The sequence below is a fragment of the Colwellia sp. SU-HH01217 genome (assembly GCF_057543495.1).
This window is the reverse complement of the sequence record NZ_BAAJLX010000002.1, coordinates 219,222-243,142: the sequence shown is the minus strand read 5'-3', so window position 1 is coordinate 243,142 and position 23,921 is coordinate 219,222. Positions and strand designations below refer to the sequence as shown.

Annotated in this window: 24 protein-coding genes; 16 read left to right on the top strand and 8 right to left on the bottom strand. The window is 36.7% G+C overall.

All coding sequences use genetic code 11. The features are described from left to right. Positions 1-51: 51 nt before the first annotated feature. Positions 52-843, bottom strand: coding sequence for a glucosamine-6-phosphate deaminase (gene nagB / locus AC27G3_RS04265; RefSeq protein ID WP_487119113.1), 792 nt, complete (start codon positions 841-843; stop codon positions 52-54). Positions 844-1,048: 205 nt separating this feature from the next. After that, a complete protein-coding gene (locus tag AC27G3_RS04260; RefSeq protein WP_487119111.1) occupies positions 1,049-1,762 on the bottom strand; it encodes a 2OG-Fe(II) oxygenase family protein in 714 nt (237 codons plus the stop codon). A 249-nt stretch (positions 1,763-2,011) separates the two neighbouring features. Between AC27G3_RS04260 and rpsP the strand changes: the two genes are divergently transcribed. The 10 genes from rpsP to AC27G3_RS04210 all read left to right on the top strand — a co-directional run bounded on the left by rpsP (position 2,012) and on the right by AC27G3_RS04210 (position 12,393). Continuing rightward, entirely contained in the window at positions 2,012-2,260 is a 249-nt protein-coding gene (gene rpsP / locus AC27G3_RS04255) for a 30S ribosomal protein S16 (protein WP_487119109.1), read from the top strand. A 29-nt stretch (positions 2,261-2,289) separates the two neighbouring features. Next, complete coding sequence (rimM, locus tag AC27G3_RS04250) at positions 2,290-2,817, top strand: ribosome maturation factor RimM (RefSeq protein ID WP_487119108.1); 528 nt, start codon at positions 2,290-2,292, stop codon at positions 2,815-2,817. A 3-nt stretch (positions 2,818-2,820) separates the two neighbouring features. Next, positions 2,821-3,648, top strand: coding sequence for a tRNA (guanosine(37)-N1)-methyltransferase TrmD (gene trmD / locus AC27G3_RS04245; protein ID WP_487119106.1), 828 nt, complete (start codon positions 2,821-2,823; stop codon positions 3,646-3,648). Positions 3,649-3,660: 12 nt separating this feature from the next. Beyond that, positions 3,661-4,014, top strand: coding sequence for a 50S ribosomal protein L19 (gene rplS / locus AC27G3_RS04240; protein ID WP_487119104.1), 354 nt, complete (start codon positions 3,661-3,663; stop codon positions 4,012-4,014). Positions 4,015-4,561: 547 nt separating this feature from the next. Then, positions 4,562-6,856 (top strand): phosphate ABC transporter permease, encoded by a 2,295-nt coding sequence (locus AC27G3_RS04235; RefSeq protein ID WP_487119102.1) that lies wholly within the window; start codon positions 4,562-4,564, stop codon positions 6,854-6,856. A gap of 86 nt (positions 6,857-6,942) precedes the next feature. After that, positions 6,943-8,580: a phosphate ABC transporter permease PstA gene (pstA, locus tag AC27G3_RS04230; RefSeq protein ID WP_487119100.1), complete on the top strand. Its 1,638-nt coding sequence runs from the start codon at positions 6,943-6,945 to the stop codon at positions 8,578-8,580. Positions 8,581-8,650: 70 nt separating this feature from the next. Next, positions 8,651-9,475, top strand: coding sequence for a phosphate ABC transporter ATP-binding protein PstB (gene pstB / locus AC27G3_RS04225; RefSeq protein ID WP_487119099.1), 825 nt, complete (start codon positions 8,651-8,653; stop codon positions 9,473-9,475). A 27-nt stretch (positions 9,476-9,502) separates the two neighbouring features. Beyond that, on the top strand, positions 9,503-10,204 hold the full coding sequence (gene phoU, locus AC27G3_RS04220; protein ID WP_487119097.1) for a phosphate signaling complex protein PhoU: 702 nt from the start codon (positions 9,503-9,505) through the stop codon (positions 10,202-10,204). A 232-nt stretch (positions 10,205-10,436) separates the two neighbouring features. Beyond that, complete coding sequence (locus AC27G3_RS04215) at positions 10,437-11,117, top strand: TIGR00153 family protein (protein WP_487119095.1); 681 nt, start codon at positions 10,437-10,439, stop codon at positions 11,115-11,117. Positions 11,118-11,127: 10 nt separating this feature from the next. Beyond that, positions 11,128-12,393 carry an inorganic phosphate transporter gene (locus tag AC27G3_RS04210; protein WP_487119093.1) on the top strand — a complete coding sequence of 422 codons (1,266 nt, stop codon included), beginning with the start codon at positions 11,128-11,130 and terminating at the stop codon, positions 12,391-12,393. A 105-nt stretch (positions 12,394-12,498) separates the two neighbouring features. Here AC27G3_RS04210 and AC27G3_RS04205 read toward each other — a convergent pair whose 3' ends face one another. Then, entirely contained in the window at positions 12,499-12,777 is a 279-nt protein-coding gene (locus AC27G3_RS04205) for a peptidylprolyl isomerase (protein ID WP_487119091.1), read from the bottom strand. Between the two features lie 221 nt (positions 12,778-12,998). On the opposite strand from AC27G3_RS04205, the gene AC27G3_RS04200 reads away from it, so the two are divergent. Genes AC27G3_RS04200 through AC27G3_RS04190 form a run of 3 tightly spaced genes read left to right on the top strand, consistent with a single transcriptional unit; the run spans position 12,999 to position 15,193 of the window. Further along, positions 12,999-13,547 (top strand): RNA polymerase sigma factor, encoded by a 549-nt coding sequence (locus AC27G3_RS04200; protein WP_487119089.1) that lies wholly within the window; start codon positions 12,999-13,001, stop codon positions 13,545-13,547. Beyond that, a complete protein-coding gene (locus AC27G3_RS04195; RefSeq protein ID WP_487119088.1) occupies positions 13,540-14,259 on the top strand; it encodes a hypothetical protein in 720 nt (239 codons plus the stop codon). The genes AC27G3_RS04200 and AC27G3_RS04195 overlap by 8 nt, the downstream gene beginning before the upstream one ends. A gap of 4 nt (positions 14,260-14,263) precedes the next feature. Next, positions 14,264-15,193: a hypothetical protein gene (locus tag AC27G3_RS04190; protein ID WP_487119086.1), complete on the top strand. Its 930-nt coding sequence runs from the start codon at positions 14,264-14,266 to the stop codon at positions 15,191-15,193. Between the two features lie 112 nt (positions 15,194-15,305). On the opposite strand, the gene AC27G3_RS04185 is transcribed toward AC27G3_RS04190, so the two are convergent. Beyond that, positions 15,306-15,764 (bottom strand): hypothetical protein, encoded by a 459-nt coding sequence (locus AC27G3_RS04185; protein WP_487119084.1) that lies wholly within the window; start codon positions 15,762-15,764, stop codon positions 15,306-15,308. A gap of 442 nt (positions 15,765-16,206) precedes the next feature. Beyond that, positions 16,207-18,372: a malate synthase G gene (locus AC27G3_RS04180; protein WP_487119083.1), complete on the bottom strand. Its 2,166-nt coding sequence runs from the start codon at positions 18,370-18,372 to the stop codon at positions 16,207-16,209. A gap of 516 nt (positions 18,373-18,888) precedes the next feature. Here AC27G3_RS04180 and AC27G3_RS04175 point away from each other — a divergent pair. Together AC27G3_RS04175 and AC27G3_RS04170 are read left to right on the top strand one after the other, a co-directional pair. Continuing rightward, positions 18,889-19,257, top strand: a complete 369-nt coding sequence (locus AC27G3_RS04175) for a hypothetical protein (RefSeq protein WP_487119081.1) — start codon at positions 18,889-18,891, stop codon at positions 19,255-19,257. Positions 19,258-19,356: 99 nt separating this feature from the next. Beyond that, entirely contained in the window at positions 19,357-19,734 is a 378-nt protein-coding gene (locus AC27G3_RS04170; protein WP_487119378.1) for a VOC family protein, read from the top strand. A gap of 99 nt (positions 19,735-19,833) precedes the next feature. On the opposite strand, the gene AC27G3_RS04165 is transcribed toward AC27G3_RS04170, so the two are convergent. The 3 genes from AC27G3_RS04165 to AC27G3_RS04155 are packed head-to-tail and all read right to left on the bottom strand — an operon-like array spanning position 19,834 to position 21,890. Then, positions 19,834-20,562 carry an LrgB family protein gene (locus AC27G3_RS04165; RefSeq protein ID WP_487119080.1) on the bottom strand — a complete coding sequence of 243 codons (729 nt, stop codon included), beginning with the start codon at positions 20,560-20,562 and terminating at the stop codon, positions 19,834-19,836. After that, the gene (locus AC27G3_RS04160; protein ID WP_487119079.1) at positions 20,555-20,974 is read right to left on the bottom strand and encodes a CidA/LrgA family protein; all 420 of its coding nucleotides are present in this window, start codon (positions 20,972-20,974) and stop codon (positions 20,555-20,557) included. Before AC27G3_RS04160 ends, AC27G3_RS04165 begins: the two co-directional genes overlap by 8 nt. Continuing rightward, entirely contained in the window at positions 20,946-21,890 is a 945-nt protein-coding gene (locus AC27G3_RS04155) for a LysR family transcriptional regulator (RefSeq protein ID WP_487119077.1), read from the bottom strand. Before AC27G3_RS04155 ends, AC27G3_RS04160 begins: the two co-directional genes overlap by 29 nt. 343 nt (positions 21,891-22,233) lie before the next feature. Between AC27G3_RS04155 and AC27G3_RS04150 the strand changes: the two genes are divergently transcribed. Then, positions 22,234-23,820 carry an isocitrate lyase gene (locus AC27G3_RS04150; RefSeq protein ID WP_487119075.1) on the top strand — a complete coding sequence of 529 codons (1,587 nt, stop codon included), beginning with the start codon at positions 22,234-22,236 and terminating at the stop codon, positions 23,818-23,820. The last annotated feature ends 101 nt before the right edge of the window (positions 23,821-23,921 follow it).

Here is a 23,921-nt window from a genome sequence, read left to right as displayed (position 1 = left end):
AAAAAAGCGCGGTAAGCGCTTTTTTTATTATCGTTATATACTGCTGGGACTTTAAAATCCTAAACTCTTTTCAAGTTTTTGATTTTCAATCTCGATATGTCTAAAAAAGTCTTTGTTTTTTAATAATGAAGCTGCGGCTTCATCAACGATAATAACGGTATTAGGGTGGAACTGTAATGCCGAAACAGGGCACTCTGCCGTAATATAACCTTGCACTGTATCAACTATGGCTTGTGCTTTATTTTCACCGGTAGCAAGTAATACGACTTGTTTTGATTCTAAGATAGTGCCGATCCCCATCGTGATTGACAAATGAGGTTGGTACTCGTCTTCATCAAAAAAACGTGCGTTGTCGTCAATAGTTTCTTGAGTTAAGGTTTTAACGCGAGTTCTTGACCCTAAAGAAGATGATGGTTCGTTAAAACCAATATGACCATTGCGGCCGATACCTAATAACTGAATATCGATCCCTCCGCTGGCAATAATATCGTCTTCGTATTGTTGACATGCTTCAATAGGGTTTTTGGCGTTACCAGGAGGAACTGCAGTGTTTGCTTTGTCGATATCCACATGATTAAAGAGCTTATCATTCATAAAGTGGCGATAGCTTTGTACATGATCACTCGATAAGCCTAAGTATTCATCTAAATTAAAACTAACAACATCTGTAAATGTAACTTCTTTACGTTGATAACTGGCAATAAGTTCATCATACATAGCAACTGGAGTAGAACCTGTAGCTAAACCTAAAACAGAGTCAGGCTTTTTATTTATTTGTTTAACAAAAATATTAGCGCCATATTTTGCTACTTCAATAGCATCTTTTAATATTACAACTTTCATCTAGATAACCCCTGGAAAAGCAGCTTCAACTGTAAAAACATTTTAATATCATTTTATAGATGACACTAGAATGACCAATTGAGAGCACATTTATTAGTTAAGTTTATTATGTTTTAGATATGCTAACATAAAAATGACAGCGTTGTCATTATGGCGTTCAAAAAATACTGTAGATGGACTATCGTGCTTACAAGGTTGTGGCGTATTACCTAAGTAACCAGCCTAAATAGCTTAATCTGTCTTTTTGGGCGAAAGAAGTTACCTGTTGAACGGCATGTTCTTGAGGAACACTAAATAAAATTAAGGTATTAAAACTAGGCATAAACGCTTCTTTAATATTATCGAGTGCATCATAAAATGCTAGGTAGCCTCCCCAGTTTTTATTCCACTGTTTAGTCATACCTAAAGTAAAAGCAGCCGATCGGTTGTGCTTTTGATGATTATCATCATGAGAAGTTAAAAAATGACGGTTTTGGAATGAGGAAATATAAGAGTCTGCTTTAACAATATCTTCATCAAGAGTGATTTTTTTCATCAATGCAAGTAAAGTATCGCTGTTAAAATAAGCATCAACACTATGTATTGGGCTCCCGATGTTTTCTTTATATGCGATAGCTTGACTAATATAATATTGATTGAATGCATATTGAAAATTGTTACTTGCCCGAGCCTCTATATTACCCATAAACTGGTTATAAGTTTTTTCTGGCAAAGCACGTACATCTTCTACAGTACTTTCATAATATTGATCGTTGTTATTATAAGCAAAATACCATATTTCATGCTTAATGATTAAATCTAGTAAATACTCAGCAGTGTTGTCTGTAAAAAAATTAGCAATTCTAACTCGCCCATCCTTTAAATACTTATCACGGCAACTTTCTAAATCTATATTAGGATTTATTTGAATTTTATTCATATTTATTGCTCTTTTCTCTCAGTATTGACTATTTAACGCAATAAATAAAGTATCGTTAACTTGTGCTGTTTGAAGGAAAAAAGGCTGTTTATTTATTATTAAAAGAAACTCCGTGGCAATTTAAAATAGTGGTTCGAGGTATTGCTTGCTATTTATTAATAAAAGCGTAAAATACGCGGGCTTTTCTGTCACTGCGGTGATGGAAGTGTCTGGAAAATCCGTTTAACAATTAATTAAATAGAGGGCGATATGGTTACCATTCGTTTAGCTCGTGGCGGCGCAAAGAAGCGTCCATTCTATCAGGTTGTTGTTGCAGATAGCCGTAACTCTCGCGATGGTCGTTTCATCGAAAGAGTTGGTTTCTTCAACCCAACAGCACAAGGTCAAGCAGAGAAATTACGCTTAGATCTAGACCGTATAACCCATTGGGTTGGTCAAGGTGCAACTGTATCTGATCGTGTGGCTAAGTTAGTTAAAGACGCTCAAGTAGCGGCTTAATAGCTTAGTAGTTGTAGAAGGAGTATTCGGTGAGCGAAGAAAAGAAGATCATCTTAGGCAAAATAGGCGCTGTTTATGGAGTCAAAGGGTGGTTAAAAGTTCATTCATTTACTGATGAAACTGACGCAATATTAGACTATTTTCCTTGGTCTTTAAAATTAGGAAATAAAACACAATTAGTAGAAATTACCGATTGGCGTAAGCATAACAAAGGTTTAATTGTTAAAGTTGCTGGTTTAGATGATCGCGATCGTGCTCAAGCATTGGTTGGTTCTGAAATTTTAGTTAACGAAACCGTGTTACCTAAATTACCCGAAGGGGAATTTTATTGGCGCGATTTGATTGGCATGAACGTTGTTACGACAAAAGGTTACGACCTTGGTTCGGTTTCTGAAATGATGGAAACTGGCGCTAACGATATACTAGTTGTAAAAGCGAATCCGAATGATGGCTTTAGTAAAAAAGAGCGGTTAATCCCTTACCTTTTTGAACAAGTGATTATTTCGGTGGATGCAAACACTAAACAAATTTGTGTTGACTGGGACCCAGGTTTTTAATTCGTGACTAGCGATAAATCATGCAAACTTTGGATTGGGGTAATAAGCCTTTTTCCCGAAATGTTTGATGCTATTACCGAATATGGGGTGACAGGCCGAGCGATCCGTAATGGGTTAATTGAGTTTCATAAGTGGAACCCGAGAGACTTTACCCATGATCGGCATAGAACTGTTGATGATCGTCCTTATGGCGGTGGTCCAGGAATGTTGATGATGGTGCAGCCATTACGAGATGCAATTGCTAAAGCGCGTAAAGCGGCTCAAGCGAATGCTTCTCTAAATGGAGGTGGGAAAGTGAAGGTTATATATTTGTCTCCTCAAGGACGAAAATTGGACCAAGCCGGTGTACGTGAATTAGCACAAAATGATCAACTAGTATTTATTGCTGGTAGATATGAAGGCATTGACGAGCGACTTATTGAATCAGATATTGATGAAGAATGGTCGGTTGGTGATTATGTTTTAAGCGGTGGGGAACTACCTGCGATGAATGTAATTGATGCTGTAGCGCGATTTGTGCCAGGTGTGTTAGGACATAAACAATCAGCCGAAGAAGATTCGTTTTCTAATGGTTTATTGGATTGCCCTCATTACACTAGGCCAGAGATATTTGATGCTTCTTCTGAAGAAGAAAAATCAGTTCCTAAAGTGCTACTAAGTGGTAATCATGAACATATAAGGCAGTGGCGTCAATTTAAGTCTTTAGAACGAACATGGACTAGACGACCAGAATTATTAACTAACCTAGCTCTGACTGCGGAGCAGGAAGCAATGCTAGATACCATTAAAAGTGGTAAAAAGTACAAACTTGCTGATGACAGTGAATACTAGGAAGAAGGTATTATGAGTAAAATTATTGACATGCTCAATCAAGAGCAATTAAAAACTGACTTACCAGATTTCGCTCCAGGCGATACTGTTGTAGTTCAAGTTAAAGTAAAAGAAGGCGATAAAGAACGTTTACAGGCGTTTGAAGGTGTTGTTATTGCTGTTAAAAACCGTGGCTTACATTCTGCTTTCACTGTTCGTAAAATTTCGAGCGGTGTTGGTGTTGAGCGTGTATTCCAGACACATAGCCCAGTTGTTGACTCTATTGAAGTCAAGCGTCGCGGTGATGTACGTCAAGCGAAACTTTACTACTTGCGCGAGCGCTCTGGTCGTTCTGCACGTATTAAAGAGAAATTGGCAAAAAGATAATTTATTATCTTTAGTTAGTTTTGCTTAATGCAAGATGTATAAAAAGCCTGAATAACTTGTTATTCAGGCTTTTTTGATCTTAATGTCTTATATTTAATGAAGAGGAGTTAATGCTTTCTTGCAGGGGGGGAAAGGCAGTTTAATGTAAAAGTTGTCCCGAATTCTTCACTACTGTGAAAATATAACTTGGCTTGTAGCTCGTTAATAATTTAAAAGGCAAGGTATACATCAAAAGTCGCAATATTTAACTCATAATTTGGATAGTTTATGTGTTCAACACTATTCATAAATTCAGCCTCAATCGAGCTCATATTATGTGTTATTACGTTTTATTTGAGTTCTTTATATAAAGCTAAACCGTCTACTTCTGGCATCATGGTATCTAATGAAATGAAACCTGGTGGATTATCCGAGAAACAAACTTTCATCGTATTTTTGGTATTCATTGCAGTTTTAATTACATTTTCGAACTGCTGTCACAAAACTGTCATACAACTGCCTTATACTTTTCATTGTTATTTTTAATTTATCATGAAAGGGCTTTTGCGTGGCACTAGCAACTAAATCAGCAGGCATCCGTCAGCTTAAAAATTCATTAGCACAATGGTTAATTACGTTAGGTGGCATAAGTGTTTTATTTACGCTTGTCCTTATTTTTATGTACTTGCTTTATGTCATTAAACCGGTCTTTGATTCAGCAAGTATAGAACCAATAACTAAGGTAAAAATTGACTCACCAAGTCCCGTATTATCAACCGGTATTGATGAGCTTAAAGAATTAGCTTTTGTTATTAATCAAGAAAGTGTCATTGATTTTTATCCGTTAAAAAGCAATGTGTCAGTTGATACTAAAGAAGAAAACCACTCTAAAGGTGAGTATTTTACATCGACGCCTAAATTATCTGTTCAACTACTATCAGATCAGGAAGCATTATCTCAGGTCATTAGCTCAGGTGTTGATCATCAACTTCTGCTAACAGAAAGCGGAACCGCTCAGCTTATTCGTCCTACCTTTACTGCAAGCTATCACGATAATGATCGCGAGATTATCCCTGCAGTGTCTTACCCGTTAGGTGAAGACTTAATTGTTATTGATGAGCAAGAGCAACGTATTGATAAACTTGCATTTAGAATGAATGATGAAAAAGCTATTTTTGTTGCGTTTACCCAAGACTCTCGTTTAATTAAGACCACATTAATTGCTGAAGATGACTTTAGTTACGACACAGAGTATGAAGCAATTTACCAAGAAATTGATCTTTCAATATCCAGTGTTGACGATATCTTAATTACACCTGATATGGATATGGCTTTTGTTAGAAATAATAATCAGGTTTCAGTATTTTTATTAGATGATGAATACAGTGTTGAGTTAAAAAGCCAAATTATTCCTAACCTTACAAACAATGAAGCCATTAGCTCAATGTCGCTACTCTCAGGCGGATCTTCATTGTTAATTGGGACAAGTGCTGGGCAGGTGAGCCAGTGGTTTGAAGTTTCGACTGAAAATGGACGAAAATTTACTCAAGCGCGTACGTTTACTGCAAGTAAAACTGAAGCGATCACCCATATTTATACAGAACAATTTCGTAAGAGTTTTTATACTTTAACGCCTTCTGGTGAAGTCGGCTTGTTTTATACAACAAGCCATGCAGATTTATGGCGCGGAAACCTTATCAACGCTAAACCTAAAGCCTTTTCTATTGCGCCTCGAGCAGATGGTTTAGTGCTAATTTCTCCTGAAAATACTCAAGACAATAATACGAATTTTAGCTTGCAAGTATTTGCCGTTGAAAATGAGCACCCAGAAGTGACTTGGCAAGCACTTTGGCAAGAAGTGTGGTACGAAGGATACCCTGAACCTGAATATATTTGGCAATCAACGTCTGGAACAGATGATTTTGAAGGGAAATTTTCACTAGTCCCCATTACCTTTGGCACCATGAAGGCTGCTTTGTATGCCATGCTGTTTGCTGTGCCTATTGCCCTGACTGCTGCTATTTATACAGCTTACTTTATGACTCCAGCTTTGCGAAAAAAAGTAAAACCTACTATTGAGATGATGGAAGCACTACCTACGGTTATTTTAGGGTTTTTAGCAGGGCTTTGGTTAGCGCCTATTATTGAAAATTATTTGCCTGCAGTAGCGCTTCTGCTCATTTTTCTCCCGCTTTCAACCATGATAACTGCTCTAATTTGGCACAAAATGCCAAGGGAGCTGAAAAGTAAGATAGCTGAAACTTGGGCGCCAGTCATTTTAATACCAGTTATGCTACTTGCAGCATATAGCGCTTTTGCCTTATCTCCTTTGTTAGAAACTTACTTTTTTGGTGGCGATGTTAGACAGTTTATTACTAACGATTTAAATATTAATTTTGACCAACGTAATGCGCTAGTTGTCGGTATAGCCATGGGCTTTGCTGTTATTCCTACCATTTTTTCAATGGCGGAAGATGCGATATTTAGTGTGCCGGGGCATTTAACCAGTGGTTCGCTCGCTTTAGGGGCAACTCAGTGGCAAACATTGGTCAAAGTTGTGTTGTTAACGGCAAGTCCTGGAATATTCTCGGCAGTAATGATGGGATTAGGTCGAGCAGTAGGCGAAACCATGATTGTATTAATGGCTACAGGTAATACCCCAATACTTGATTGGAGTATCTTCCAAGGTATGCGTACTTTAGCGGCAAATATTGCCGTTGAAATGCCAGAGTCTGAGGTAGGCAGTTCGCATTATAGAATTTTATTCTTAGCCGCCTTTGTATTGTTTGTATTTACTTTTGTATTTAACACCTTAGCTGAATTTATACGTCAGCATTTAAGGGCTAAATATAGTTCCATGTAACGAAATGATAAGAATGAATAAGTGATTCTTGACGTTATTAATGTTGTTTGAAATGTAAAAAATAAAAAAATTATAGAGATAATTTTATGAATAATTGGTTTAAATCTGGTTCACCTTGGATATGGCTGTCAGCTGGTGGTGTTAGTATCAGCTTAATTTCTGTACTGGGTTTGTTGTGGTTAATTGCTTCACGTGGTCTGTCCTATTTTTGGCCGGCAGATTTGGTTCAATTTAATCTATTAGACGAGCAAGGCTCACGTTCAGTTGTTATTGGAGAAATATATGATCGAGAACGCATACCAGTACAACAATTAGCACATACAGGCATTACCCTAGATCCAGCCATAGAAACAGTTGAGCGTTTATTAGTAAAAACAGGTAATCGTGAACTCGTGAGTCTAGATTTTCGTTGGTTACTGGTACCGCAAATTACCGAACAAACTACGCCTGAAAACTTAGCGGTTATTGAGCGCCGATCGAATGGTAATTTTTATGGTGTTATACAAACATTAATGCTTGATGGCAAAGAAGTCGAATTAACCGAGCTTCCTAAGTTACTTGAGCGTGTTGAAGACTTTCAAACACAAATTGATAGTTTACAAAAAACAGATATAGGCGCTATTAACTACCAATTAGAGCGTTTACGCTTGAAAGAGCGAAAGCATAAGCTTGATGGTACGTTAACACCAAGCTTAACTAAAAGTATCGCCAACGACATTAGTTCACTAAAGGCTGAATATATGCTTTTAGAAGATAAGCTAATGGCGCTACGCCAAAAAATAGCGCGTGATCAATTAACTGTTCGTGCAATGGGTGGAGAAGTTGTCACGATAAATTTTGAAGATATTTTAGCTATTACCTTCAATAACCGTTTAACCCTGCTCGATAAAGTTGCACTATTTTTTAGTCAAATAGCTGGCTTTATTGTTGATGACCCTCGAGAAGCGAATACCGAAGGAGGCGTGTTTCCTGCTATATTTGGCACAGTATTAATGGTGCTATTAATGACGGTTATCGTTTCACCTTTTGGCGTGATAGCGGCTATTTATTTACATGAATATGCAGGGAACAATGCTTTTACTAAGTTACTGCGCATTGCGGTAATTAATTTAGCAGGTGTCCCCTCAATTGTTTACGGTGTCTTTGGGTTAGGCTTTTTTGTTTATATGGTGGGAGGAAGTTTGGATCAACTTTTTTACGCTGAAACACTACCAAGTCCAACTTTTGGTACCCCAGGTGTTATGTGGTCAGCGATAACCTTAGCGATTTTAACCTTACCTGTTGTTATTGTGTCAACAGAAGAGGGGTTGTCTAGAATACCTTCAGCAATGCGTCATGGCAGTTTGGCATTAGGCGCGACTAAAGCTGAAACTTTATGGCGTATTATATTACCTATTGCTAGCCCTGCTATTATGACAGGCATTATTTTAGCAATCGCCAGAGCGGCAGGTGAAGTTGCGCCATTAATGTTAGTAGGTGTTGTTAAAATGGCGCCTAACTTACCACTTGATGGTAACTTTCCATTCTTGCATTTAGACCGCAAGTTTATGCACTTAGGTTTTCATATTTATGATGTTGGCTTTCAAAGCCCAAATGTAGAAGCTGCAAGACCATTAGTTTATGCAACCGCCTTTTTATTGATCACCATTATTGTTGCATTAAATATGACGGCCGTTTCAATACGAAACAAATTACGAGAAAAATACAAAATGTTAGAGCACTAATTATAGCGCTGATATTTTAGAATTGATTAGTTATTAACATTTTCAACAGATTGATAAATAAGAGTTAAATATGATTACAGTTACTCCAAATGCCCTAGCAGACAGTCCTAATAAAATAGACTTGTCGAATATGACACCAGAGCAAGTCGCCTTAGATATTAAAGGATTAAACCTTCATTATGGTAATAAACAAGCTTTGCAAGATATTACTATGTCTATCCCTAAAGGGCAGGTAACCGCATTTATTGGGCCTAGTGGTTGTGGTAAATCAACGTTACTGCGTTGTATCAACCGAATGAATGACTTAGTCGACATTTGTAAAATTACTGGCGAAATAAATTTACATGGCGAAAATATTTATGATCGACATGTTGATGTTGCTGCGTTAAGGCGCAAAGTTGGCATGGTATTTCAGCGACCAAATCCATTTCCTAAGTCGATATATGAAAATGTTGTTTATGGTGTTCGTATTGCAGGTGAAACGAGTCGTCGTAACCTTGATGATATTGTAGAAAGCTCTTTAAGAAGTGCGGCACTTTGGGATGAAGTGAAAGATAGATTACATGAAAGTGCGTTAGGCTTATCAGGAGGGCAACAACAACGTTTAGTTATTGCAAGAGCGATTGCGATTGAGCCAGAGGTATTGCTACTTGATGAACCAACATCTGCACTCGATCCTATTTCTACATTAACGATAGAAGAGTTAATTAACGACCTTAAAAAACAATTTACCGTGGTAATCGTTACTCATAATATGCAACAAGCGGCACGAGTGTCGGATCAAACTGCATTTATGTATATGGGCGACTTAATAGAATACAGCGACACCAACACTTTGTTCACTACTCCAGCTAAAAAGAAAACAGAAGATTACATTACGGGTCGTTACGGCTAAAACTGAAAAGTTTAGGATTAATAAATTATGAATAGTTTAAATTTAGGTCGCCATATTTCAGGGCAATTTAATGAAGATTTGGAAAGAATGCTTAACTTAGTGATGCACATGGGAGGCTTAGTTGAAAAACAATTAAGTGACTCATTAACATCCGTTGTAGATTCAAATCACGATCTTGCAAAAAATGTATTAAAAAACGATGACCAAATCAATAATTTAGAAATAAATATTGATGATGAATGTACTCGCATTATTGCTAAGCGCCAACCTGCAGCTGGTGATTTACGTTTAATAATGGCGATTGTAAAAACAATTGCTGATCTTGAACGTATTGGGGATGAAGCGCAAAAAATTGCCAAAGTAGCTTTAGAAGACTTAACCTCGCAGCAAAAAGATCTTTTAGTAAGTTTAGATAATTTAGGCAGAAGAGTTTTAGAGTTTTTACAAGCGACTTTAGATGCATTTACTCGAATGGACATTGATGCAGCGGTAAAAATTCACGCTTCCGATGGAAAAATTGATCGCGAGTACGAGGCATTAATACGTCAGTTAATGACTTATATGATGGAAGATCCTCGCTCTATTCCACAAATCATGAGTGTAATTTGGTCTGCTCGCGCCTTAGAGCGTATTGGCGATCGTTGCCAAAATATTTGTGAATACATTATTTATTTTGTTAAAGGCAAAGTTGTGCGTCATACGACTTCAGAAGATGTGAAAAATATATAACTACAGGGTAACTAAAAAAACCACTTGGCAGGATTGAAAAGGCGGTTATACTCAATAAAATGTTAGCCTCGATTTGGCTATGTCTTTATATTGCTAATTAAATTAGCTATATATCTACAAACGGACTTAACACTGTTTCGGATAATGACTAAAGGGCTTGAAAATCACTTCAAATGCTTTATTATCCGCGGCGAATAACAATAAAGAGATTCGTTCTCCCTGGAAATAAATTATGGCTAGTAATTCCATATTAGGTGTATTTGCAAAGTCACCTATAAAACCTTTAGAAAAACATATTAGATTAGTAATTAAATGTACTAACCAACTTATCCCATTTTTTGCCGCTTGTGTTGAAAATGACTGGTCAACTGCAACTAAAGTGCGGAAAAAGATTTCAAAACTAGAAAACGATGCTGACACCCTTAAACGTAAATTACGTTTAGAGTTGCCAGGTGGTTTATTTATGCCTGTTGATCGTGCCGATTTGCTCGAATTGTTGTCTCAACAAGATAAAATCGCTAATCGTGCTAAAGATATTGCTGGGCGTGTATTAGGTCGAAAACTAGAAATCCCAGTTAGCTTACAAGAGCAATTTATTGCGTATTTAACACGTTGTATAGATGCAACTGAAAAAGCAGCTGAAGCGATTAATGAATTAGATGGTTTACTAGAAACGGGCTTTAAAGGCCGTGAAGTAGGTTTAGTTGAAAATATGATAAATCAACTTGATGTCATTGAAAATGACACGGACGGTATGCAAATAAATCTTCGCAAAGATTTGCTTGCCATTGAAGATGATTTAAAACCTGTTGATGTCATGTTTTTATATCAAATTATAGATTGGGTTGGCGAACTTGCTGACTTAGCTGAACGTGTAGGTGCCCGTTTAGAAATTTTATTAGCTAGAAAATAGGGTCGAACTGATGGATATATTACTCTCAAGTGGCTCTACTTTAGTCATTATTGCAGCGGTTGTTGGTTTTTTTATGGCATGGGGCATCGGTGCAAACGATGTTGCTAATGCCATGGGTACATCGGTTGGCTCGAAAGCGCTAACCATTAAACAAGCGATTATTATCGCAATGGTATTTGAATTTGCTGGCGCTTACTTAGCCGGTGGTGAAGTTACCTCAACCATTCGAAAAGGCATTATAGATGCCAGCTTCTTTATAGATGCACCCGAATTACTCGTTTTTGGTATGATTTCTTCTTTGTTTGCTGCAGCAACCTGGTTATTAATCGCCTCGGCACTTGGTTGGCCTGTATCAACTACTCATTCTATTGTTGGTGCAATCGTTGGTTTTGCGGCAATGGGGGTTAGTGTTGATGCTGTTACATGGAGTAAAGTGGGTGGCATAGTCGGCAGTTGGATAATAACTCCTTTAATTTCTGGTGTTATAGCCTTTTTAATTTTTAATAGCGCGCAAAAGCTTATTTTTGATACCGAAAAGCCGTTAGAACAAGCAAAACGTTGGGTACCATTATATATGTTCCTTGCTGGCTTTGTATTGGCACTAGTGACTATCAAAAAAGGTTTAAAACACTTAAACCTTCATATTGATTCTCCTAACGACTTTATATACGCAGCTATAGTGGCAGTCATTGTTTCTATTATTGGTAAAATATTTATTAGCCGAATAAAGTTTGATGAAACAGCAGCGAAAACCACACATTATGCCAATGTAGAAAAAGTATTTGCCATATTAATGATTGTAACTGCTTGTTGTATGGCGTTCGCTCATGGCTCTAATGATGTGGCAAATGCTATTGGTCCATTAGCTGCTGTTGCTAGTATTGTTGATAACGGTGGTCAAATAGCCTCTAAGTCAGCGATTGCATGGTGGATTTTACCACTAGGTGGATTTGGTATTGTGGCTGGTTTAGCATTGTTTGGTCATAAAGTTATCGCAACGATTGGTCAAGGTATCACTCATTTAACGCCAAGTCGTGGCTTTGCCGCAGAACTTGCTGCAGCTTGTACAGTGGTTATCGCTTCAGGTGCCGGTTTACCAATATCTACGACACAAACATTAGTGGGTGCTGTTTTAGGTGTAGGAATGGCACGCGGTATTGCAGCTATTAACTTAGGTGTTGTTAGAAACATTGTGGTTTCTTGGGTGATCACTTTACCTGTTGGTGCTGGACTTTCTATTGTCTTCTTCTGGATGATGAAAGGTATGTTTATGTAGGTTTGAACATTAAGTGAGTAATTAAATACTCACTTAACATTTAGTTTCAAGCAATAAAAAAGCTACAAGTTACCTTGCAGCTTTTTTTGTTTGAGCTAAGAGGTGTTAACTACGCTCGGTAACTTCTAATAAGTGGTAACCAAACTGTGTTTGCACAGGACCTTGCACAGTATTTAACTCAGCAGAAAAAACAACTTTATCAAACTCTGGCACCATTTGACCTGGGCCAAATGAACCTAAATCTCCACCTTGCGCTTTTGATGGACAATTTGAATGTTCTTTCGCAACTTCGGCAAAATCAGCTCCAGCTTCAATTTGAGCTTTTAAATCTAAACATTGTTCTTCTGTATCTACTAACAGATGACGGGCACTAGCTTGAGCCATAATACAATTCCTATTTATTTTAACGTTAATCGAACTTTGGCAACTCTACCTTATTTAAACTTTCTTTTAAAGTGAGTAAGCTAAACGGCGGTAGATAACCATTGCTTTATATATTTTTTAAAAATTTTTGAAATAAATTCAAACTATTTCCTCTCGAGCCTCTACATTATGAATAACTAAGTTAAAAGAAACTATTATGAATAGAAATTATCAGGTGATATGTGTTTGAACGTAGTGATGAAACCCTCATCAAACAAGCACTAAAGGGTAAAAAATCGGCATGGATTGCACTCGTTAAGCGTTACGAAAAAAATATTTATAATTATTGTTTACGTATGGTGAGTAATCCGGATGACGCTTTTGATTTAATGCAAGATATCTTTATGGCGGTTTTTAGAGGTTTAGCTTCTTTTCGTGCTGAGAGTGCGTTTAAAAGTTGGCTTTTTAGAATAGCGCATTATCGGTGCATTGAATATTATCGCCGAAAAAAACCGATGCAATCATTAGATGATGTTCCTGAGCAAGAAGATGAAACTCAGAACGCATGTCCTGAGCAACAATTGTTTTCAGGGCAACAAACTAGTGCATTACATAAAGCAATACAGTTATTACCTGTGAATCAAAAGTTAGTGGTTGAGCTAAAATTTTTTCAACAGTGTACCTTTGATGATATTGCTCATCAGCTAGGTATATCAACCAATACGGCAAAATCGCGACTGTATAGCGCATTAGATAAATTAAAAGATCATTTGGAGGTTAGTCATGTCTGATCACAACAAATCTAAAGATGAACAAGCATTTTTAAACTGGCTTGAGCAATCAGACCAATCAAGTCATATTACCGACCCATTAAAAAGCGAAATACACGATAAACATTGGCAACAAAGATTAGCCGTAGCTAAAACAGTGAAGCATCAAGCAAACATGGAAACTGATGAAAAAGTCCCCCATTGGGATAGGGGCGAAGCTTTTACCTCAGATAAAGAGCCATGGTGGCAGTGGAGAGGTTTACCGGCAATATCTATGGCATTTTCATTATTCGCCGTCGCTTTAGTGTTGTTTAAAGTGGAGTTGGTCTTTCAACCTGAAGGTATGATGTTAAGTTTTGCAGGTAATCCAGCGACAAAGCAAGCAGAAGAAGTGTCAAAACTGGTTGATTTAAGGTTAAGAGAATTTGCTGCTGAGCAACAAGTTGTACTTGCTAATTACGCTACAGACTTTACCAATAAACAACAAGAAAGCAATTTACAGTTAGCTACCTATGTTATTGGAGCTGCAAGACAAGAGCGTAAAGAGGATATGAATGACTTTATTACCTACTATAACAGCCAGCGTAAAGATGAAAGTTTAAATCAAAAAATTAAGTATCAGCAGCTTGAAAGAAAGATTGATCGACAATCTTATCAAAGCGGTAACAAAAGTAATCAACCTGACAATTTAGGTTATCAAGTTAATCCAGCAAACTGGGCCACCGAGGAGTAGAACAATGACAAAATTAACTATCGCACTAACAACTATAAGTTGTGCCTTCATAACATTAGGAATAAGTGCTCAAGAAAATTATCAAGATATGCACAAACAACTCAATATTATGAATAACATCATTACTTCTTCTGTTGGCGATCAAGGGAGTAACAGCGCAGGAAGAATCAATAATGTTGATAGCTTGTATTTGCATGACCAAGGAGTTGTTTTTACCATAAGCACAAATTCGTATGGTAATCGTTGGGGAAATTTTAATTTTAATTATGCTATGCCTGCCATCGCTCCTATTGCGCCTGTAGCACCTGTTTCAAAAATGCCACCGTCACATGTACAAGTGAATTTTGACCGAGAGATTGAAATGTCAGTGGAGAATGCAATGGCCATGGCTTCATCAAGCTATGAATACGCGGTTGAAGGCGCTAATGAAGAGCGTGAGAGATATCGTGACTTGCGTGATGAAGAGCGCGACTTAAATTATGAAATGCGAGATATAGAACGTACCAAAAGAGACTTAGAGTATCAATCTAAACGGGCTGATGTGCAAACTCAAAAGGAAATAAAAGAAGAGTTAAAAGCCCTTGAAAAGAAAAAAGCTAAATTTGAAAAAAGTAAAAACTCAATTCAAAAAGAAGTTGCTAAAGTAAGAGCGGAGCAGCAAAAGTTAATTGAAGAACAAGAAAAGCAAAGAACAAGCTTTTATCAAGAACTAAAAGTATCGTTAACTCAAACACTGTGTTTATATGGAAATGGCTTAAAAGCCTTACCGAGTAATGAACATGTAAGTCTTATATTGAAGTCGGGTGGCGATAAAGAAGGGAGACGTTACAAAGATCAAATTTATGTGTTTGATAAAAAAGATATTAGTGCTTGTTCAGCGGATAAGATTAATGTTGATGCATTGTTAGCAAAAGCCAAGCATTATCAATTTTAATACTAATTTATCCACCAATGGGTTGAGCGAAACTAGGAAAAGGTATTAACAAAAAACCAACGATTATATCGTTGGTTTTTTTATAACAGCTATAAATTTAAGTAACTTTAAATTAACCTTTACAATCTGAAAGCACTGTTGAAGTTGCGTTGGCAAGTTCATTAACATGTTTGACTTTTTTAGGTTCATAAAAATATGAAAGGAAAGTTTGCAGTTTATCATTAAAAATTGCTGTCATTTCGTAAAAACTGCTACTTCTTGATTCTTGTGAAACTTCTGCGGCTAAAGTTGAATGATGACCTATCATTAATAATGGGTTGTGGAGTAAACCTGCAATAGAGTTTGTATGACCATTGATCGGTTTAGTATTTGAGTTCATAACTAAATTACCACCAATAAGTTGACTACCTTCACTATCTAATAACGAAAATGCATAAACATAAACTTGAGAAGTTGCGACCGGCTTATTTAAGTTAATAACATGGATATTTGAGGCATAGGAAATCGTAAAGCACAGGCTTATTAAGCTTAATGCTGTACTTAGAATAATAGGTTTTAATAATGATTTCATTTTGGCTGTCCTCGCACTCGAAATTATTTAGTCTGTTAGGTCGACTTAAGCCCTATATAAACGATTAATAATAAATTTTGATAATTAATTATTACATTGTAACTATAAGCCTATAGTTAACTCAATGCGATACTTGTGAGGTCAATTGCTAGTATTATACGATTAAGTGCAATTTTGTTTCGATTTGTAAGACTTTATTACTGCTAATCATTCTCCATAATCAATTGTAAATGTTTATACTCGTAAGTCATTTATAACTGTTTAAGCTAACTAAACCGGGTTCAGGTTAACTAGACCGATTCAGATGCTGTGTCATTTCATTATTTTAAATAATAGATAAAGCCATAAAATGTAAACGGCTAATCATATTGATTAGCCGTTAGTGTTAATTAAAATATGTAAAGTATCAATCTACGATGTTTAATTTAACTATAACTTACTACTATCGCTCACTTTTTTTCAATTTTCTAAATTCGTGTAATAAAGGCTCAGTGTAACCATTGGGTTGTACTGTGCCATCAAACACTAATTGGCATGCGGCTTTAAATGCAACGCTATTTGTAAAGTCAGTCGACATAGCTTGATAACTATTGTCGCTGATATTTTGTTGATCAACAATTTTTGCCATTTTCTTCATACTTTGCATTACTTGCTCTTCAGTACAAATATTATGACGCAACCAATTAGCTAAATGCTGGCTTGAAATTCTCAACGTGGCTCGATCTTCCATTAATCCAATATCATTTATATCAGGTACTTTGGAGCAGCCAATACCTTGGTCTATCCAACGTACTACGTAGCCTAAAATACCTTGTGCATTATTATCTAGCTCTGCTTGTATTTCGCTATCACTCCACTGTGTGTTTTCGGCTAATGGAATGGTTAAAATATCATCAATATTGGCGGCTGTTCTGTTTTTTAATGATTTTTGTAATTCAAACACATCTACTCGATGATAGTGTAAAGCATGTAATACTGCAGCAGTAGGAGAAGGAACCCAAGCAGTGTTTGCGCCTGCTTCTACATGATTAATTTTACTTGCTAGCATATTTGCCATTTGATCGGGTATCGGCCACATACCTTTGCCTATTTGAGCTTTACCACTGAAACCACAAGCTAAACCAATATCAACATTATTATCTTCGTAGGCAGCGATCCAAGGCGTTAATTTAATTTCAGCTTTTCGCGCCATAGCGCCAGCTTCCATTGACGTATGTATTTCATCACCTGTTCTATCTAAAAAGCCAGTATTAATGAAAACTACCCGATCTTTAGCGCTATGAATGCACGCTTTTAAATTAACACTCGTGCGACGCTCTTCATCCATGATGCCCATTTTAATTGTTGAGCGAGTTAATGATAATGCATCTTCTACTGCAGCAAATAATTTATCTGCAAAAGCAACTTCATCTGGACCATGCATTTTAGGTTTTACTATGTATATCGAGCCCTTATCACTATTTTTCTTTATCGATTTTATATCGTGTAAAGCAATAGTAGAGGTGATCATTGCATCTAAAATACCTTCAGGAACTTCATTGCCGTTAGCGTCTAAAATGGCATCATTAGTCATTAAGTGACCGACATTTCGAACAAACATCAAGCTGCGGGCTTTAACGATAATATTATCGCCTGACAAGCTTTGATATTGACGATTTGGATTCATCGAGCGGGTAAATTCGTCACCATTTTTGGTAATGCTTTGCGATAAAGTGCCTTTCATTAAACCTAACCAGTTCCGATAGGCAATGACTTTATCTTGTGCATCAACGGCAGCAACAGAATCTTCACAGTCCATGATTGTGGTAAGTGCTGCCTCAATTAGAATGTCGCTAATACCTGCTAAATCAGATTTTGCGATAACATTATTGCGCTCAAATGCAATCTCAAAGTGCAAACCATGGTGTTTAAATAACAATGCGTTTGGTTGAGTTATACTACCTGTAAAACCGACAAAAGTTTCAGGATGCGCTAAGCTAGATTGTTCTCCGCTTTCTAACGTTACGATGACTTGTTCTTGGGTTAATTGATAATCGACAGCGTTTTTATGACTGCCTTTAACTAATGGAATAGTTTGGTCTAAAAATGTTTTTGCAAACTCTATAACTTTTTGGCCCCGCACAGCATTATAACTTTTTGTTTGCTCGGCCCCGTCTGTATCACTAATAACATCTGAACCATATAAAGCATCATATAAACTACCCCAACGAGCATTAACTGCATTTAATGCAAATCTAGCGTTCATTATAGGCACTACTAATTGTGGACCGGCTAAAGATGCAAGTTCATCATCAACATGGTTTGTTGAAATAGAAAAGTCTTCAACTTTTGGCACTAAATAATTAATTTCGTTTAAAAACTGCTTGTATTGTTCGAAATTAAAAAGCTCTCCTTGATGGGCTTGATGCCATTGATCAATTTGAAGTTGTAATTCATCTCTTTTATTAAGTAATTGGCGATTCTCATCACTTAAATTATGGATGATTTCTGAAAATCTTGACCAAAAGTGTTCTGTTGAAATGCCGCTTTCAGGTAAAACTTCATAATCTATAAAATCAGCAAGGCACTGAGAAACGTGTAAATTAGCTTTGGAAATTCGTTGATTCATAGATATCTCACTTAAAATAATTGTGCAAATAATGTTATTTGCCAAAGTGAATGAAAACAATCATTCATACATAAATATAGCGTTATCCTAGGAGGAAAGTGATTTAACTTCAATAGACTGAATGTGCAGCCCTTGGGGGATTATTGCTTTTTAAGTGAAATTAAAATTTATATATCAATAGGCTTTTGTTGTAGTTTGTTGTTTTTGAATGATTTTTATTTGTTTTAATAAGGCTGATTTAAATAGCAAGTAAAGTTATTGCACTTGATGATAGTTGCTATTCATTGGGTGAATATCTTATTCTGTTTGTAGAAACACTGTTTATGTCAATATTGGTGGAAGTGATATTTGTTGTAGCTCTAGTTATTGATTTATCATGTTTATTTTAAAAATAACCAGAAAATTGAAACCTTTGTTATAGATTATTAAGTTAAAGCCGATATGATAGGTGAAACCACTTAGTGAATAAGTAGGTATTTTTCGGAGGTGTTTGTGCGGGAGCATGGTTCTTTTAAAATGAAAATTATTGACCAAACATTAATTGTTCAATGTTTCGATGCTTGGAATATAGAAACTGTGCTGAGGCTTTGTGAAGAATATAAAGTACTTGTTGCAACCATCTATGATAAACCTTGGGCTTGTTTAGTTGATTTAAGTCAATGGGAATTATCTACTCCGGGTATGTGGGATGAAATAGATAAATTGAATCAGTGGGGAAATACACATAACCAAAGGTATGAAGCGGTGATTTGCTGTATGGCAACCCAGCAAACACTTATGGAAGCGAGCCATGACGTATTAACTAATGTAGAAAGTAAGTTCTGTAACGATATTGAAGAAGCTGTTGGTTGGTTAAACAGCAAAGGGGTATATGATATAGAATGAGTTGGCTTATTTTTTTGCCTTTCATCTTATTCATATCTATATTTCAACATGACTATTTAACTTAAACGATATAACTTCATTTTAAGGAACTACTTGATGATAAATAACCCTGCATGTTGGTTTGAAATTTATGTAGATGATTTGCCTCGCGCAAAATCGTTTTACCAGACTGTCCTCGATTTACAATTAGAAAGTTTAGGCGATCCTAATGATACAGATATTGAAATGTTAGCTTTTCCCGCTGATATGGAAAAGTATGGGGCAACTGGTGCATTGGTCAAAATGAAAGGGGTTAAAGCAGGAGGTAATAGTACTTTGATTTACTTTACTTGTGAAGATTGCGCGGTAGAGGAAGCGCGTATAGAAGAAGCCGGAGGAAAAATTGAACGAACTAAAATGTCTATCGGTGAATATGGCAATATTACGTTAGCACTAGATACTGAAGGAAATATGTTTGGTTTACATTCATCAAAATAGTTAGCTTTTTAGTTAGCTTTGTGTAAGTCGCAGCTGCTGCTCTCAAAAATAACAGGGTGCAGCAAATAGATATTTAACACGGTTACAAAAAATAGTTATTTACAAGAAGATTAGATGTAAAAATTTAATTAACATCGGGCTGAACAATGCGGTTAAAGTAGCACTAACAATAAGTGCTAACGAACTATAAGCCCCATGCTCGTAACTGATTTTTCCTACACTGGCTGTGCCAATAGCATGGCTAGCTGCTCCAATAGCTAATCCTTGAGCTTGAGCTGAGTCTACATTAATAAACTTAAGCCAACTCGGCCCTAACAATGCTCCAAATAAGCCTGCAAGTATAATAGCAAAAGCTGTTATCGAATTATCGCCATTGAGTTGCTCACTAAGTGCAATACCAATGGGCGTAGTAACAGATTTTAATGATAAGGATATAGCTATTTCAGGTAATGAAATTAAAATCATGGTTAGCATAAAGCTGATTGTAATTACGATGACCACACCAAGCATGAGTATCAAACCGAGTGTTTTCCACTGATATTTTATACTGGTTAAATGTTGATAAAGCGGGAAGCCGAGTGCTACCACTGCGGGCTCTAATAAGGCATTAAGGCTTTGTGTTGCCTTAAAATACTGTTCAAACTTAAGGCCCGTTAAGAGTAAGCAAGGAATAATAACTAAAATTGTCAAAATCATTGGGTTTAACCAAATACGTTGACACCGATTTTGAATGTAAGCAAAAAATTGATAAAGCACTATGGTTGCCATAATCAACAACACGTTAGTGAAAAAAGGTAAATTTACAAATTGCTCAGTCAAGTTATTCAATTGCCTCGCCTTTGTAGCTCTTAGTCGTTTTTTCTCTGATTAACTCTTGTTTAGTCAAAAACTTTTGATACACCAAACCGACAAAGGTAAGCAATAAAAACGTACTACAAAAAATAATACCCACAAGCGCAACACCGTGAGTTTTAATTAATTGATAATGATTAATTATGCCGACACCCGCTGGCACAAAGCACACCCCCATATGTTGTATTACCCAAGCGACTGTGTCGGTAAATTTATCAGGATTAACCCATTGAAAATGCAAAGCACAAGTTAATAAAAGCATACCGTATAAACTAGCCGGTAAGCCTCCTAGGTAGGTTGCCGTTAATTTACCTGCCGCTAAACAAGCTGCAATGGTAAAGATCGCATACAAGGCACTCTTAATTTTTTGAAGCAAGCTTTGCTGCATTGATCACCAATTTCCTAAACCAAATATGGCTAGCATCGTGATGGAGTAATGGACTCCAAATCATTTTTAACTCAATGTCAGGAATATCAAAAGGGGGTTTTAATATTGTATAGTTACTATCATTTTGATGAAGCATTGCCGCTTTGGTGGGGAGGGTAGCAATAATATCAGCTTCAAATGCAAGTTGCATCGCGACTTGATAATTACGGGTAAATACACTTATGTCTCGTTTCTTGCCCAAGCGTGCTAGTGCTTCGTCAACCCAACCAAGTTTTTGCACATCTTTGGGATCCATGCCAACCCCTACACCAAAGCCTGTTTTGGATACCCAAACATGCTTTGCCGCTAAATAAGAATTTAAATTAAATTTCGAAACGACAGGGTTGTCAGCACTTAATAGGCAAGAGAATGAATCACGCCATATGGTTTTTTGATGAAATGATTGCGGTAATTCATCAAAGCGGTTTATTGCCATGTCGATTTTACCTTCCTCTACGTCGTGGAAGTTAACATCACTTGGAGTCATAATATCAATGGTAATACTCGGGGCTATTTCATTGATGCTTTTTAATAATTTAGGAATAAGCGTTGAAGCAGCATAATCACTGGCCATTAATCTAAATACGCGTTGACTTTTTTGTTCGTTAAATTCCTCTTCACCTTGTAAAGCTTCTTCTAATTCCAGCAATATTTTTCTTATTGCAGGGCCAAGAGTACGAGCTCTTTCTGTAGGTACCATACCATCAGAGGTGCGCACTAAAATAGGATCATTAAATAAATTTCTCAAACGTTTTAAGCCATTACTCATCGCTGGCTGAGTTATATTTAATTGACTCGCAGCACGGGTCACATTCTTTTCTCGAAGTAATACGTCAAGATAGATCAGCAGGTTTAAGTCGATTTTTGAAATATTCATAGTTTTAATGAAGTTCCTAAAAAACATAAGTGATATAGATATTGCCACTATAGTGTGAATACTCATGTTATTTCAATGTTTTCAACAAAATAAAAATACAAAAATAGTTGAAAGTTAAACAGGTGTTTTATCTTAACTGTTTGTATAACAATGAATTATTTTAATGTTTTATTAGAGTAATTGTACCAATATATTTTTTATGAATGGTGGTAATAGAAAATATATATTTCATAAATGTTTCTGGGTTGAACTATGCTTTGTGTTGTTCGGTGTGACAGCTTTCATGGTTAGTTACATCATTTTGATTATCAATAATGTCGGTGAGACTCTTGGAGAAAGTGTTATGTCTAATTATCAAAGTGCGATAGACGCAGTAAAAGCAATAAAAGAACAAGCAGGTAGCTCTTGGGATACTATTAACCCTGAATCAGTTGCCCGTATGCGTGCTCAAAATAAATTTAAAACAGGCTTAGAAATTGCTCAATACACTGCTGATATTATGCGTAAAGATATGGCCGCATATGATGCTGACAATACTAAATATACACAGTCTTTAGGCTGTTGGCATGGTTTTGTTGGTCAACAAAAGATGATTTCTATCAAGAAACATTTTGGTGGAAAAACTGACCGTCGTTATTTGTACCTATCGGGTTGGATGGTAGCTGCACTTCGAAGTGAACTAGGTCCACTTCCAGATCAATCAATGCATGAAAAAACGACAGTGGCAGCTTTAGTTAAAGAATTATACACTTTCTTACGCCAAGCCGATGCACGTGAATTAGGCGGTTTATTTCGCGAGTTAGATGCGGCAAGCGATGCTGACAAACCAGCAATTCAGGAACAAATTGATAATCATGTGACACACGTTGTGCCTATTATTGCCGATATTGATGCCGGATTCGGTAACGCTGAAGCAACTTACCTAATGGCTAAGCAAATGATTGAAGCCGGTGCGTGTGCATTACAAATCGAAAACCAAGTAGCTGATGAAAAACAATGTGGCCATCAAGATGGTAAAGTAACAGTGCCCCATGCTGATTTTCATTCTAAAATTCGAGCACTACGTCATGCTTTCTTAGAATTAGGTATCGATAACGGTATTATTGTTTCTCGTACTGACTCTGAAGGTGCAGGTCTTACTAAAGAAATTGCTGTAGTTAAAGAGCCAGGTGATCAAGGTGATATCTATAACTCTTTCTTAGATGTTGAAGAGATTGATGTATCAGAGATGGCAGAAGGCGATGTATGTTTCAATCGTGACGGCAAACTTGTTCGCCCTAAGCGTTTACCTTCTGGATTATATCAATTCCGTCCAGGAACAGGAGAAGAGCGTTGTGTGTTTGACAGTATCGAAGCAATTAAAGCAGGTGCTGACTTATTATGGATAGAAACCGCTACGCCGAACGTTGCTGATATTACAGCAATGATGAACGAAGTACGTAAAGAAATTCCAAATGCCAAACTTGTTTACAACAATAGCCCATCATTTAACTGGACTTTAAACTTCCGTCAACAAGCGTACGATGCCATGGTTGAAGCTGGTGAAGATGTTTCAAATTATGTGCGTGCAGACTTAATGAAAGCTGAGTACGATGATTCTGAGTTATCTGCAAGAGCTGATGATAAAATCCGTAGCTTCCAAGCAGATACTTCGCGTGAAGCTGGTATTTTCCATCACCTAATTACGCTGCCAACTTATCATACAACAGCGTTATCTGTTGATAATTTAGCGAAAGAATATTTCGGTGATGCAGCAATGTTAGGTTATGTTGAAGGTGTACAACGTAAGGAAATTCGTCAAGGTATTGCCTGTGTTAAACATCAAAACATGTCAGGCTCTGATATGGGTGATGATCATAAAGAATACTTTGCTGGTGAGAATGCACTTAAAGCAGGCGGAGCTAAGAATACTTCTAACCAATTTAGTTAATAGTTAATGAATTAACTGAGTTTCATGACAAACTAAAAAGGGATAACGATTACGTTATCCCTTTTTTATTTATCAGCTAAAGCTTGTTAACTCATAGCTAT